The organism is Pseudomonas mendocina (genome assembly GCF_003008615.1).
In the GTDB taxonomy this organism is placed as follows: Bacteria; Pseudomonadota; Gammaproteobacteria; order Pseudomonadales; family Pseudomonadaceae; genus Aquipseudomonas; species Aquipseudomonas mendocina_C.
Window position 1 is genome coordinate 4528956 of the sequence record NZ_CP027657.1, and the last position, 13052, is coordinate 4542007.

General features: G+C 63.4%; 16 protein-coding genes. 6 read left to right on the plus strand and 10 right to left on the minus strand.

The annotated features are described in order from the left end of the window. Positions 1-13 precede the first annotated feature (13 nt). Positions 14-985: a cysteine synthase A gene (cysK, locus tag C7A17_RS20955; RefSeq protein WP_106740051.1), complete on the plus strand. Its 972-nt coding sequence runs from the start codon at positions 14-16 to the stop codon at positions 983-985. 75 nt (positions 986-1060) lie between these two features. Here the strand turns inward: cysK and C7A17_RS20960 are convergent, their stop codons facing one another. The 5 genes from C7A17_RS20960 to C7A17_RS20980 form a co-directional block, all read right to left on the minus strand. After that, positions 1061-1429, minus strand: a complete 369-nt coding sequence (locus C7A17_RS20960; RefSeq protein WP_106740053.1) for a glutathione S-transferase N-terminal domain-containing protein — start codon at positions 1427-1429, stop codon at positions 1061-1063. A gap of 93 nt (positions 1430-1522) precedes the next feature. After that, on the minus strand, positions 1523-2068 hold the full coding sequence (folE, locus tag C7A17_RS20965) for a GTP cyclohydrolase I FolE (RefSeq protein ID WP_106740055.1): 546 nt from the start codon (positions 2066-2068) through the stop codon (positions 1523-1525). Positions 2069-2145: 77 nt separating this feature from the next. Next, positions 2146-2703: a Smr/MutS family protein gene (locus C7A17_RS20970; RefSeq protein ID WP_106740058.1), complete on the minus strand. Its 558-nt coding sequence runs from the start codon at positions 2701-2703 to the stop codon at positions 2146-2148. 119 nt (positions 2704-2822) lie between these two features. Continuing rightward, complete coding sequence (locus tag C7A17_RS20975; protein ID WP_106740060.1) at positions 2823-3143, minus strand: hypothetical protein; 321 nt, start codon at positions 3141-3143, stop codon at positions 2823-2825. Positions 3144-3225: 82 nt separating this feature from the next. Then, positions 3226-3822, minus strand: a complete 597-nt coding sequence (locus tag C7A17_RS20980) for a cysteine hydrolase family protein (protein ID WP_106740063.1) — start codon at positions 3820-3822, stop codon at positions 3226-3228. A gap of 355 nt (positions 3823-4177) precedes the next feature. Here C7A17_RS20980 and prmB point away from each other — a divergent pair, with 355 nt between their 5' ends. Further along, complete coding sequence (gene prmB / locus C7A17_RS20985) at positions 4178-5098, plus strand: 50S ribosomal protein L3 N(5)-glutamine methyltransferase (protein ID WP_106740065.1); 921 nt, start codon at positions 4178-4180, stop codon at positions 5096-5098. A gap of 74 nt (positions 5099-5172) precedes the next feature. On the opposite strand, the gene C7A17_RS20990 is transcribed toward prmB, so the two are convergent. Both C7A17_RS20990 and C7A17_RS20995 read right to left on the minus strand, forming a co-directional pair. Beyond that, positions 5173-5973: a hypothetical protein gene (locus C7A17_RS20990; RefSeq protein ID WP_106740067.1), complete on the minus strand. Its 801-nt coding sequence runs from the start codon at positions 5971-5973 to the stop codon at positions 5173-5175. A gap of 35 nt (positions 5974-6008) precedes the next feature. Then, a complete protein-coding gene (locus tag C7A17_RS20995; RefSeq protein ID WP_106740070.1) occupies positions 6009-7001 on the minus strand; it encodes an alpha/beta hydrolase in 993 nt (330 codons plus the stop codon). A gap of 298 nt (positions 7002-7299) precedes the next feature. Between C7A17_RS20995 and aroC the strand changes: the two genes are divergently transcribed. From aroC to C7A17_RS21015, 4 genes are all read left to right on the plus strand, one after another. After that, on the plus strand, positions 7300-8391 hold the full coding sequence (gene aroC, locus C7A17_RS21000; protein ID WP_106740072.1) for a chorismate synthase: 1092 nt from the start codon (positions 7300-7302) through the stop codon (positions 8389-8391). Further along, positions 8388-9548 (plus strand): MFS transporter, encoded by a 1161-nt coding sequence (locus tag C7A17_RS21005; RefSeq protein ID WP_106740075.1) that lies wholly within the window; start codon positions 8388-8390, stop codon positions 9546-9548. The genes aroC and C7A17_RS21005 overlap by 4 nt, the downstream gene beginning before the upstream one ends. A 16-nt stretch (positions 9549-9564) precedes the next feature. Continuing rightward, positions 9565-10104 carry a cupin domain-containing protein gene (locus C7A17_RS21010; protein WP_106740077.1) on the plus strand — a complete coding sequence of 180 codons (540 nt, stop codon included), beginning with the start codon at positions 9565-9567 and terminating at the stop codon, positions 10102-10104. Between the two features lie 67 nt (positions 10105-10171). Continuing rightward, complete coding sequence (locus C7A17_RS21015; protein WP_106740079.1) at positions 10172-10363, plus strand: PLDc N-terminal domain-containing protein; 192 nt, start codon at positions 10172-10174, stop codon at positions 10361-10363. A gap of 35 nt (positions 10364-10398) precedes the next feature. On the opposite strand, the gene C7A17_RS21020 is transcribed toward C7A17_RS21015, so the two are convergent. The 3 genes from C7A17_RS21020 to C7A17_RS21030 all read right to left on the minus strand — a co-directional run bounded on the left by C7A17_RS21020 (position 10399) and on the right by C7A17_RS21030 (position 13035). Further along, on the minus strand, positions 10399-10896 hold the full coding sequence (locus C7A17_RS21020; protein ID WP_106740081.1) for a methylated-DNA--[protein]-cysteine S-methyltransferase: 498 nt from the start codon (positions 10894-10896) through the stop codon (positions 10399-10401). 3 nt (positions 10897-10899) lie between these two features. Further along, complete coding sequence (locus tag C7A17_RS21025; protein ID WP_106740083.1) at positions 10900-11778, minus strand: DNA-3-methyladenine glycosylase family protein; 879 nt, start codon at positions 11776-11778, stop codon at positions 10900-10902. Positions 11779-12015: 237 nt separating this feature from the next. Further along, complete coding sequence (locus C7A17_RS21030) at positions 12016-13035, minus strand: AraC family transcriptional regulator (protein WP_199796350.1); 1020 nt, start codon at positions 13033-13035, stop codon at positions 12016-12018. Positions 13036-13052: the final 17 nt, after the last annotated feature.

A 13052-nucleotide genomic window follows, 5' to 3' on the forward strand; every position in this document is an offset into this window, starting at 1 on the left:
GAACCGATACACCATGAGCCGCATTTTCGCTGACAACTCCCAAGCCATCGGCAACACGCCGCTGGTGATGATCAATCGTCTGGGGCCGAAAGGCGTGACCATCCTGGCCAAGATCGAAGGCCGCAACCCGGCTTACTCGGTCAAGTGCCGTATCGGCGCCAACATGATCTGGGATGCCGAGGAGCGCGGTGTGCTCAAGCCGGGCATGACCATCGTCGAGCCGACTTCCGGTAACACCGGCATCGGTCTGGCCTTCGTCGCCGCCGCACGCGGCTACAAGCTGGTGCTGACCATGCCGGCCTCGATGAGTCTGGAGCGACGCAAGGTGCTCAAGGCGCTTGGTGCCGAACTGGTGCTGACCGAGCCGGCCAAGGGCATGAAAGGCGCTATCGAAAAGGCCAGCGAACTGGCTGCCGCCAACCCGGACTATTACCTGCCGCAGCAGTTCGAGAACCCGGCCAATCCGGCCATTCATGAAAAGACCACCGGCCCGGAAATCTGGCGCGACACTGAAGGCGCCATCGATGTGCTGGTGGCCGGCGTCGGCACCGGCGGTACCATCACGGGTGTCTCGCGCTACATCAAGAAGACCCAGGGCAAGCCGATTCTCTCGGTGGCGGTGGAGCCGGTGAGCTCTCCGGTGATCAGCCAGACCCTTGCTGGTGATGAGGTCAAGCCGGCGCCGCACAAGATCCAGGGTATCGGTGCAGGCTTCGTACCGAAGAACCTCGATCTCTCCATCGTCGATCAGGTCGAGCAAGTGGCCGATGAGGACTCCAAGGCCATGGCCCTGCGCCTGATGCGCGAGGAAGGCATCCTCTGCGGCATTTCCTGCGGCGCGGCGATGGTAGCGGCGGTGCGGTTGGCCGAGAAGCCGGAAATGCAGGGCAAGACCATCGTGGTGATCCTCCCGGACTCCGGCGAACGCTACCTGACCTCGATGCTGTTCGACGGCCTGTTCACCGAGCAGGAACTGCAGCAGTAATACCCGTCGCGGCGCACCTCGCGTAGGATGCGCCGCGCGCACCGCAGTCCACTCCTACGCCCGTCTGGATGCAGTTCAGCCCGCGAAGCGCTGATCCAGGTAGGCGATGATAGCCTTCGATTCATACAGCCAGGTGCTCTGGCCGTTCTCCTCGATACGCAGGCAGGGCACCTTGATGCGGCCGCCTTGCTGCTCCAGCGCTTGACGATGCCCGGCATCGTTCTTGGCGTCGCGCAATTCCACCGGCAGGTTCAGACGATGCAGGCTGCGCCGTACCTTGACGCAGAACGGGCAGGCGTGGAACTGGTACAGCGCCAGGTCGGACGTGGCGCGTTGCACTTCGGCCTGGGCCTCTGGGCTGCGTTTGAGTTTGCGCGGACGGCTGATCCAATCGGCGAACACGACGATCTGGCCCAGGCCGATACGAAGGGCTTTGAGCAACATGGTTTTCACTCCTAAAAATAGCGACGGCCGTTCGCTGCAGTGAACGGCCGTCGTCGATGGGCTTGGCTCAGCAGGTAGTTTTTCAACGGCCTGTTAGCGAATCAGATTAAGAAACTCGCCACGAGTCGCCGGGTTGTTGCGGAATTCGCCGAGCATCACCGAGGTGACCATGGAGGAGTTCTGCTTCTCTACGCCGCGCATCATCATGCACATGTGCTGGGCCTCGATGACCACCGCCACGCCGAGGGCGCCGGTTACCTGCTCGACCGCCTCGGCGATCTGCCGGCTGAGGTTTTCCTGGATCTGCAGGCGACGGGCGAACATGTCGACGATGCGCGCCACCTTGGACAGCCCCAGCACCTTGCCGTTGGGAATGTAGGCGACATGCGCCTTGCCGATGAACGGCAGCAGGTGGTGCTCGCACAGCGAGTACAGCTCGATGTTCTTCACCAGCACCATTTCGCTGTTGTCGGAGCTGAACAGCGCGCCATTGGTGACTTCTTCCAGCGTCTGCTGATAGCCGCGGCAGAGATACTGCATGGCCTTGGCGGCGCGCTTGGGCGTGTCCAGCAGGCCTTCGCGGGAAACGTCCTCACCAAGCTGGCCAAGGATTGCGGTGTAGTGTTGTTCCAGGGACATGGAAAATCCTGTTGGGTATCGAGTGGGCGGCAGGGTAGGGCGCCGATGTCGGCCTGACAAGTGCGCCAGGTCTGCGCTTATTCGTCGCGACCATCCATCATGGTGCGTTTGAGGATGATGTACACCGCACCAGTGCCGCCGTGCTTGGCCAGGCAGGAGGTGAAGCCCAGTACCTGTGGGTGCTGGCGCAGCCAGGTGTTGACGTGGCTCTTGATCATCGGTTTGCGGCCATCCATGCGCACCGCCTTGCCGTGGGTGACGCGCACGCAGCGAATCTCCAGCTTGGTGGCTTCGGCGAGAAACTCCCACAGGGTGTCGCGCGCTTTCTCGACGCTCATGCCGTGCAGGTCGAGGCTGCCCTCGAAGGCAATTTGGCCGAGCTTGAGCTTGCGCATCTGGCCATCCTGCACGCCGTTGCCGGCCCAGTACAGCGGGTCTTCGGCGCCGACGTCGATGACGAACTGGTCGGACAGCCCGTCCACCTTGATCTCGCCCTGGCTGATGGTCGCAGCTTGGCGCAGGGTGGTGAACTGCTTGCGGTCGGTCTTGGGTTTGCCGGTGTCGGCGCGGTCGTGCTTGAGCGGCTTGACGCCGCGCAGCTCGGCCTGGAACAGGGAAAGGTCGTCGTCTTGCATCGGTGGCTCCGCGAAACAGGCGGGTATTTTATGGCCTGCAGCCCCTGCCGGCCACCCTGCGGGCCGTCGCTGCGCGACGGTGAAGGCTCCTGGCTATTTTTACCCTTGCTTATGGCCTTTCAGTCGCGCTTTTTCATCAGATGAGGCGACAGGCTCAGGTCGCTTGGTCGGCGCAGGCGTCTGCGGCAGCGCCGCCAGAAGACGATGCCAAGCCAGAGCAGCACGAGGCCGATCGAGAGCAGGGCGATGGCTTCGCCGTTGGAGTCGCCGAGCGTGCCGAGCACCGGAGCACGTCCGGCTAGCGAAGCGATACCCGCCATCGACAGCAGAATGCCGAAGGCAGCCAGCAGCGCTCCCAGGGCTGCGCCCAGGCGTAAACGCCAGTTCCCGGACTGGCGTGGACGCAGGCGGCGTGCGTCGAAATCGTCGGACAGCTTCATTCCGATTTCCTTTTGGTTATCGGCGGTATGACCGGTGAGTCTGTTTGGGGTTCCGCACCTTCGGCCGTTGTTGTGATGAACGTCAGATCAGCGATTTGGCTTGTGGCACACGAGTGGCGAAGTTGTCGGCCAGGGCGATCATCTCGATGCGATGCACCTCCGCTGCGGTGATCACCTCACCATCTGGGGTTGGCAGATCGCGGGTGGCGCAGGCAGCATCGACGATGGTGCAGCGATAACCATAGTCCTTGGCGGCACGAACCGTGGTGCTGACGCTGGAGTGGGTCATGAAGCCGCATACGATCAGGTCGAGGTGCCCCAGCGCCTGCAGGCGGTCATGCAGCTCGGTACCGGCGAAGGCGTTGGGCAGGCGTTTCTCCACCACGATCTCGCCCGGTAGCGGTGCGACTTCCGGCAGGTGACGGCCGCGCGGGCCGCTGGGATCGAGCAGGCCGCCAGGGATACCCAGGTGCTTGACGTGAACGATGGCGGTGCCGGCGCTGCGTGCGGCGGCCAGCAGGCTGGCAATTTCCGCCAGCGCAGGATCCAGACCAGGGAGCGCAAGCACGCCGCTGCGGTACTCTTCCTGGGCATCGATGATCAGCAGGGTCGCATTGCTCAGGCTGGCCGGTGCGTGGCCACGACCGGTTAGCTGGAACATGGTTTGCGGATGGGACATCTCGGGCTCCTGGCTGATGGTGATGATGTGCCATTGTCCCCTTGCCAGCGCAGTCTGTGAACCTCTATTGCGCCATTCCTTGCTCAGGCACCCCTGCCGGAGCAGAATCGGAACCACTTCGAAGGGCTCGGAGTCGTACGCAAAAGGAGTTGCTCATGTCGTTCTTGCCGCAGTTTTCCCCGTTCTTCTGGCTACTGTTTTCCATCATCGTCGCGATTGCCGTGCTGCGTGAGCTGCGCCGTCCGGGCAAGGATGGCGACTGATCCGACACGACCAGAACATTGATTGCCACCTGCTTCATGTGTCTTCTGTCGCGCTGGGCTACACTTCCGCACTTTTCACCCGGAGGCCGCCCGTGACTGCTCTCACTACCCGTTTACGCACCCTGCGTGACTACATCCGTTGGGCCGTCAGCCGCTTTCAGGCCGAGCAACTGTTCTTTGGCCACGGCACCGACAACGCCTGGGATGAGGCGCGCCAACTGGTGCTCGGTGCCCTGCACCTGCCTTGGGAAATCTCTGACGCCTACCTCGACTGCCGCCTGGAGGACGACGAGCACGCTCACCTGCAGGCGCTGCTCAAGCGTCGTATCGAAGAGCGTGTCCCCACCGCTTATCTGCTGGGCGAAGCCTGGTTCTGCGGCCTGCCTTTCGTGGTCGATGAGCGTGTGCTGGTGCCGCGTTCGCCGATTGCCGAACTGATCGACCGCCATTTCGCCCCTTGGCTGCCGAGCGAACCGGCGCGCATTCTCGACCTGTGTACCGGCTCCGGTTGCATCGGCATCGCCTGCGCCTATGAATTTCCCGAAGCCGAGGTGGTGCTGGCCGATCTGTCGTTCGATGCACTGGAGGTGGCGAGTCTCAATATCGAGCGTCATGGTCTGGAAGAGCGCGTGTATTGCGTGCAGGGCGATGGTTTTGCCGAACTGCCGGGGCAGCGTTTCGACCTGATCGTCTCCAACCCGCCTTATGTCGATGCCGAGGACTTCGCCGAGATGCCGGCCGAATACCAGCACGAACCGGCCATGGGCCTGGCCTGTGGCGATGATGGTCTGGATCTGGTACGGCGCATGCTGGCCGAAGCCGCCGATCACCTCACCGAGCGTGGTGTGTTGATCGTCGAGGTGGGCAACAGCCAGGTGCACGTGCAGGCTCTATACCCCGAGGTGGATTTCACCTGGCTGGAGTTCAAGCACGGTGGTCATGGCGTATTCCTGTTGGCGGCCAAGCAGTGCCGTGAGCATCAGGCCTTGTTTCGTTCGCGTATCAATGGCTGATTCCCCGGTGCGCACGTCGCACCCTACTGGAGTTGCGGCTGACGTAGGATATGCGCCGCGCGCACCAAGGGCCTTTAGCGTGTGGCGATCCAGATCAGCAATCCCGCCTGAAACAGGCTGAATGCCACCAGACAGGTGATAGTGAAACGCAGACCGCTGTCCTCGCGCTTGAAGCGTTCGACCCGGTCTTCCAGCTTGCGTAGCTTGACGTCCTGCTCCTGCAGGTTCTGGTCGGCCTGTTGCAGCATCGCGGCGGCATCCAGCAACTCGATGATCTGTACCTTCTCGGCATGCCAGTCGCCATGCAGCGAGCTGACCCGCGGTGCGCTGTAGAAGGGTTTGAGCTGCAATGGGTCGCTGTACTCGATGGTGAAGCCCTGCGCCTTCAGCGCGTGGTCACGACGGGCGCGGGCGGCTTCGTTGAAGTTGTCCTTGGTCGGCAGGGCGCCGCCCTCGACCTGATAGTGCGCGTATTGCTGGCGTGCCCAGGCAATGCCCTGAGCCATCAGAAAACGCCCCAGGCCACGATTGGCGGGCTCCACGCTCAAGCCCTTGTCCGGGCCGAAGCGGACTTCCTTGCGCTGGTGATCGGCCCACACCTCCAGCAGGTTGTTCTGCCGGTGTAGACGCTGACCCGGAACCTGGATGGTCAGGCGCAGCAGGCTCAGATCCTTGGCGTGACGCTCGACCCGGCCGAGCTGGACGAAACGCAGCGGTCTCGGCCCGGTTTCCCGGTCGACCGGCAGCGGCGCCAGACGCAGCAGGCTGAACTGCTCGGCTGGCAGGTCAGTCCAGGGGTGCGGCGCGGCAGGTGTTTCACCTGCCACTGCTTCGGCGTCGGGGGCCTGCGCCTCCGGGGCTGGGTTTTCGCTCATGGGCGTCCTGTGTGCTTGATCGTGTCGTCAATCTGTTATCGACCGTTTTGCTCAGCACTGGAGCGAATAAAGGCAACGATCCGTTCGCCCAGTGCACGGGCCAAGGGTAGCTGCGGATCGTTGTAGGAGGCTACCTGTTCGTTCCACGCTGCGGGGGTGATGCGCATGACATGGTTCATCTCAGGAATCAGCGCCAGTTCGGCATCGGGCTTGGCCTGCTTGAGCACCTCGGCGTTGTCCGGGCTGACCTGGGCGTCGTGGGTACCTTGCACGATCAGCGCGGGAATCTGCAGCGCGGCGAAGTTTTCTGCCGGATTCTGGCGCAGCAGGCTGATCAGGTAGGGCTGCACGCTGGGGCGATAGATCGCTTGCAGTTCCTTGGGCACCTTGAGCTGCAGCTTGCCGCGGATCAGGTTGGCGAGGATGTGCCGGCTTTCGTCCAGCAACGGCGGCGGCAGGCGCATGGCCAGTTGCATGTCCAGCACCTGGCCAATCGGGTAGGCCGGGCCAGCGATGGACACCAATGCATCGGCCTGGCTGGCGGGTGCTGCCAGGCTGGCGATCAGCGCGCCTTCGCTGTGGCCGATTAGAATCAGACGGTCGAAGCGCGGATCCCTCCTGAGTAGCCTGGCCCAGCCTTCGGCGTCGGCCACATAACGCTCGACGCTGAGATCCTTTTCGTTTGGCGTGGCGGCGCGGCTGGCCGCCACGCCGCGCTTGTCGTAGCGCAGGCTGGCGATGCCATTGCGCGCCAGAAATTGCGCCAGCTTCTTCAGTGCGTCGTTATGGCCGCCCTCGGGGTTGTTGCCATCGCGGTCGGTGGGCCCGGAGCCGGCGATCAGCAGCACCACCGGCACCGGCTTGTCGCTTTGCGGTAGCAGCAGGCTGCCGTACAGGGTGCCCTGGTCGGTGTCGAGGCTGATGGGCAGTTGCTGGGTGGTGCTGGCCTGGGCCAGGCCGGTGATCAGAGTGAGGGACAAGAGCAGGGCTCGTAGCATGATGAGGATAGGGTAGTGGCAGACTGGCATTGGACGCGTTCGGTTGACCAAGGTTCGGGCACTTCTAAAAACTAGCTGCGTTGTCATCACTGCGTTAGAAAACACGCTCAAATGCTCATTTACAGCCTGTAAAGTCGAACGCGACTCCGGTCGCTCCTCGCCTATTTTTTGCGGGGCCGCCATCGGTATTTTGCTGACTGCCTCGCCTACGTTTTTAGAAATGCCCGTTCGGGGTGAACTGCAAGTGGGTGGCAGGTATACTCGCCCACCTTGTGAATCGGGCCTGCGCTGCGGCAGGTCGGAGCTGAATTTCGCGGAGCGTCTTCCCATGTCCGGCAATACCTACGGCAAGCTGTTCACCGTCACCACTGCTGGCGAAAGCCATGGCCCGGCGCTGGTCGCCATCGTCGACGGTTGCCCGCCCGGTGTCGAGATTTCTCTGGAAGACCTGCAGCGCGACCTCGACCGCCGCAAGCCCGGCACCAGCCGCCACACCACGCAGCGCCAGGAAGCCGACGAGGTGGAAATCCTCTCTGGCGTGTTCGAGGGCAAGACCACCGGCTGCTCCATCGGCCTGCTGATCCGCAACACCGACCAGAAGTCCAAGGACTACTCGGCGATCAAGGATCTGTTCCGCCCGGCCCATGCCGATTACACCTACCACCACAAGTACGGCCTGCGCGACTACCGTGGTGGTGGCCGCAGCTCGGCGCGCGAGACCGCCATGCGTGTGGCCGCTGGCGCCATCGCCAAGAAGTTCCTGGCCAGCCAGGGCATCGTCATCCGTGGCTACATGAGCCAGCTCGGCCCCATCGAGATTCCGTTCAAGACCTGGGATTCGGTGGAGGAGAACGCCTTCTTCAGCCCCGATCCGGACAAGGTGCCGGAGCTGGAGGCCTACATGGATCAGCTTCGCCGCGACCAGGATTCGGTCGGCGCGAAAATCACCGTGGTCGCCGAAGGCGTCATGCCGGGCCTCGGCGAGCCAATCTTCGACCGCCTCGATGCCGAACTGGCCCATGCCTTGATGAGCATCAACGCGGTCAAGGGCGTGGAAATCGGCGCCGGCTTCGCCAGTGTCGCCCAGCGCGGTACCGAGCACCGCGACGAGCTGACCCCGGAAGGTTTCCTTTCCAACAACGCCGGCGGCATTCTCGGCGGCATTTCCAGCGGCCAGCCGATCGTCGCTCACCTGGCGCTCAAACCGACCTCCAGCATCACCACGCCGGGACGTTCCATCGACGTCGACGGCAACCCGGTGGACGTGATCACCAAGGGCCGTCACGACCCCTGCGTCGGCATCCGCGCCACGCCAATCGCCGAGGCGATGATGGCCATCGTGCTGATGGATCACCTGCTGCGTCATCGCGCGCAGAACGCCGACGTGCGCGTCACCACGCCGGTGCTGCCGCAGTTGTGACCTGGGCGCGCGCGGCCCTGCCGTACTGGCGGCTGTCCGGCTTCTACTTCTTCTACTTCGCCCTGCTCGGGGGTACGGCGCCGTTTCTGGCGCTGTACTTCGACCATCTGGGCTTTGCCCCGGCGCGAATCGGCGAGCTGATCGCCATTCCCATGCTGATGCGCTGCCTGGCGCCCAACCTGTGGGGCTGGCTGGGCGATCACACCGGCCAGCGCCTGCTCATCGTGCGTTTCGGCGCGTTGTGCACCCTGGTCTGCTTCGCCGGTATCTTCTTCAGCCAGAGCTATGCCTGGCTGGCGCTGATCATGGCCACGCACGCCTTCTTCTGGCATGCGGTGTTGCCGCAGTTCGAGGTCATCACCCTGGCCCATCTGCGCGAGCAGGCGGCGCGTTACAGTCAAATCCGCCTGTGGGGCAGCATCGGTTTCATCGTCGCTGTGGTCGGCCTCGGCCTGCTGTTCGAGTGGCTGAGCCTGGATGCCTATCCGGCGGCGCTGCTGGTGATCATGGCCGGTATCGTCGTTAGCAGTTTCTGGGTGCCCAATGCGCAGCCATTGCTGCGCCCGAGCACGCTGGAACCTGAGGGATTTCTGCGCCAGTTGCGCCGCCCCGGCATCCTCGCGTTCTACCTCAGCGTCGGGCTGATGCAGTTGAGTAACGGCCCGTACTACACCTTTCTGACCCTGCACCTTGAGGGTATTGGCTACAGCCGCGGCGCCATCGGCCTGTTCTGGGCGCTGGGAGTGGTGGCGGAGATCCTGCTGTTTCTGGTCATGGCGCGGCTGCTGCAGCGTTACTCGCTGCGCGCGGTGTTGCTGGCCAGCTTCCTGATCACCGCCGTACGCTGGCTTCTGCTGGGTAACCTGGCCCAGTACCTGCCGGTGCTGCTGCTGGCGCAGTGCATGCACGCCGCCACCTTCGGTGCTTTCCATGCCGCGTGCATCCACTTCGTGCAACGCAGCTTCGCCGACCGCCAACAAGGCCAGGCCCAGGCGCTGTATGTCAGCCTGGCCGGGATCGGCGGTGCGCTTGGCGCGCTGTATGCCGGTTATAGCTGGAAGAGCCTGGGCCCGGCCTGGACGTTTGCCATTGCCAGTCTGGTAGCCTTGCTGGCCGCCTTCATCATTGCCACCCGTCTGCCGCCCGAGCGGCCCTGAATCGAGTGAACCCGTCATGAGCAGCCTCGCCGTCTACCTGCACACCGCTCCGGAACTGCCGAACAAGGTACTGAACCACGCCGACGACATCGCCAGCACCCTGGCGGCGGTGGGCATCGACTATCGCCAGGTGGAGCTGCCGGCTGCGTTGCGCCCTGGCTGCGAGCAGGCCGAGTTCGATGCAGCCTATGGCCTGTGGCTGCAGGCGTTCATGGGCAAGGAAGGCCACGTGCAGCAGGAGTTGTTCAACCTGCAGCGCAACCATCCGCAGAAGCTGGAATTGCGTGCGCGTCATCTGGATGAGCAGTCGCAATCGACGGCCAGCGCCTGGTTGTTCCTCGGTGGCTTCGCCCAGCTCAGCCTGCACCTCGACGACCACGTCTACATGCTGCAGGGCGAGAAGGGCGACCTGTTGTCGCTGCCGGCCTGCACGCGTTACTGGTTCGACCTGGGGGAGGAGCCGCATGCGCTAGTGGTGCGCCTGAGTGCCAGTGACGAATCCCCCGTGCGCACCGATGACGATATTGCCAGTCGTTTTCCACGACTGGATGATTGATCTGAAGGGAACCCACTCCCGCCGGCGACTATCCTAAGAAGGCAACCCTTCTCACAGGAGTGTCATCATGGGTTCCACCCTCAATGGCCTGGTCGGCCTGATCATCCTTGCTCTGGATATCTGGGCAATCATCAACGTGGTCAAGAGCAACGCCGAGACCGGTATCAAGATTCTCTGGATTCTGCTGATCGTGCTGTTGCCGGTGATCGGTCTGATCATCTGGGCGCTGATGGGGCCGCGCGGCAACGTCAGGATCTGACCTAATCTGCGCTCTGAAATTCGGGGAGATCTCGCTCACAATGCCAGTTGCGTCTGCGTTGGCTGCAACACACCCTCGAGTTCCAATAATTGCTGCTTGCGTGGCAGTCCGCCGGCATAGCCGGTGAGGCTGCCGTCGCGGCCGATCACGCGATGGCAGGGCACGATGATGGAGATCGGGTTAGCGCCGTTGGCCGTTCCCACCGCACGCACGGCCTGCGGCCTGCCAATGACATTCGCCAGCTCCGAATAGCTGCAGGTGCGGCCGTATGGGATGGCCAGCAGCGCCTGCCAGACCGCCTGCTGGAAGGCCGTGCCCTTGGGCGCAAGGCGCAGTTCGAACTCACGGCGCTTACCGGCAAAGTACTCATCGAGCTGGCTGCACACGACGTCAAGCTGGCGGCCGGCGGGCTGCCAGTCTTCCTCGATACGCCAGGGCCGGCTATCCAGTTCCATCAACAGCAGTTGCAGGCCGCTGTCATCGGCCGCCAGAAACAATGGGCCGATGGGACTGTCGTGGTAACGGTAGTGCATGGTTCAGCCTCCCGAATAGTTGTGCCAGAGATGCGCCGCCGCATAAGCGCGCCACGGGCGCCAGGCTTCGGCGCGCGCTTTCAGACGACGCGCATCGATACCTTCCACTCCCCAGACAGGTGCCTTGAGCAGGCCCAGGTCGCTGGCGGGAAACGCGTCTGCCTCACCGAACGCGCGTAGGGCGATGTATTCCGCTGTCCACGGGCCAATACCGGGCAGGGCGCACAATCGCTCGATCAGTGCCGCGCTGCCTTCTTCCAGATCAAGCTTCAGGCTGCCATCGGCGATACGTGCGGCGAAGTGCTGCAGGCACTGCACGCGTTTGCCGGGCATACCGATGCCTGCCAGATCAGCTTCGGCAAGTGCTTGCGGCGAGGGAAACAGATGGCTGATGCCCAGTGTTTCTGGCGTTTCGATCCGTGTGCCGACACGCTGCACCAAGCGCCCGACGATGGTGACTGCAGCCTTGACCGTGACCTGCTGGCCGACGATGGCGCGCACCGCCTGCTCGAACGGATCGAAGGCCACCGGCAGGCGCAGGCCGGGATTGCGTCTCAGCAGCGGCGCGAGGAGCGCGTCGCTGCTGAGGTGCTGGGCAATCGACTCCGGTTCGCTGTCGAGATCGAACATGCGCCGTACGCGTTGTTCGAGCTGATCGAGATAGGCGGGCGTTGCCAGGCGGCAGCGCAATTCCAGCGCGTTCTGCTCCGGCAGCGGGGCAACTCGAAACCAGCCGGGTGTACCGTCGATGCTGAAGCCGCGGCTGTAGCTGTCCGCGCTCAATGACTCCAGCCCAGGAATCGCACGCAAGGCGAAGTGGCTGTGGAACTGTTGCCAGTCCCAGGGCGGTTGGTAGGGCAGAAGCAGCGTGATGATGTTCATGGCTCGCACCCTAGCGCGGCGTTCGGGCGTTGTCAGCGTGAAGATGACTTTCAAACTGCGACAGACCTTGCCTTTGTGCGGGTGTTCGGTGCGCATGGCACACCCTACATGAAGCGCGTATCGAAGGGCCAAGATCCAGGCGCATGGGCTCTAAGTAGGGTGCGCCGCGGGCACCAGGGACTCTACAGTTCGTAGGGGGCTCAGGAGCGTTAGCGAACAGTCCACCCGCGCGTACGGCTACACCATCGCCTCCCGTTGATAACGCCCTGGTGTGATGCCTTTCCAGCGTTTGAAAGCGTGAATGAAATTGGACAGCTCGCCATAACCCAGGCGCTCGGCGATTTCCTCCAGGCTCAGGCCGCCGGCAGCCAGCAGCTCTTCGGCCAGCGCCTGGCGTACTTCGTCCTGCAGCGCACGAAAGCTGGTGCCTTCCTCGATCAGGCGGCGCCTGAGGGTACGGCTGCTCAGGTGAAGACGCTCTGCGACCTGCTCCATGTCGGCGAGCTGCCCCGGCGATTGCAGCAGCAACTGGCGCACACGCCCGGCCAGGCCCTGATGCCACTGATGGCGCGCCAGCAATGCCTGGCATTGCTGCTCGCAGGCACTGACCAGTTGCGGGTTGGCGCGTGGCAATGGGTTGTCCAGCAGCTCGGCGGCGAAGCCCATGCGATTGCAAGGCGCGCTGAAGCGCGGCACCTGGCCGAAGGCGGCGATGAATGGTGCCAGATCAGCCGGCGCAGTTTGGCGCAGTTCCACGGTCAGCAATTGCAGCGAACTGCCGAGCAGTTCGCGCACGACCACCAGGGCACCGAGCATGTCGCGCTGCACGATGAAGTCATGCAGCGCCGGGGGTAGGGGGCTGTCGTCGAAATTCAGGCTGGCGACGGCGTCATCCACGCTCAGGCTGATACGGGTAAAAGCGTAGGTCAGGCCGTGGTAGCGCAAGCCTAGCTCGGCGGCCTGGCGCACCGTGGCGCTGCTGAGAATGGCGTAACCCCAGGCGCCATAGGTGGTCAGGTGGTAGCGCCGCCCGGCATGCAGGCCCAGGTCTTCGATTGCCGGTAGCGCCTCGATCAGATTGGCGATCAGCTGCAGTTCGCGCTGCGCTTCGATCTCCCCGTTCAGACTGGCGAGCTGCACTGGACTGAGCCCTGTCTTCTGCAGGCAGCTGTCCAGGCTCAGGCCAAGGTCGAGCCCGAGTTGGGTGAGCAACTGAATGCTGATGATGCTACGGCGTGCGGGCCAGGGGGCTGACATAGATTGTCCGAAAATCA